This is a genomic window from Oleiphilus sp. HI0066 (assembly GCF_001635725.1).
This window is the reverse complement of sequence record NZ_LWFH01000884.1, coordinates 1-242: the sequence shown is the minus strand read 5'-3', so window position 1 is coordinate 242 and position 242 is coordinate 1. Positions and strand designations below refer to the sequence as shown.

At 44.6% G+C, this 242-nt stretch carries 1 protein-coding gene; it reads left to right on the top strand.

The window, feature by feature from the left end; all coding sequences use genetic code 11:
• A partial coding sequence (locus tag A3738_RS10090; RefSeq protein ID WP_156504183.1) for a sortase domain-bontaining protein occupies window positions 1–242 on the top strand: 242 nt, incomplete at both ends.

The window sequence follows — 242 nt, the reverse complement described above, 5'->3', positions numbered from 1 at the left end:
TTAGCCCTGCGATGACTGTGCATGTGGATGAAGAAACAGGCAAACAAATATTTCTCATCCAAGCGCATAACGATACGCACTTTAAAAATTTGCCATTGCTGGAGAAGGGGGCGTCGCTTCATCTCCAATCGCTAGAGTATGAGCAAGATTTTTCTGTGCAACATACCAAGCACGTAGATTCGCCAGTCCTGCAATTAAATCATGCGTTGGAGAGAGATCGTTTGATCCTCTCTACGTGTGAT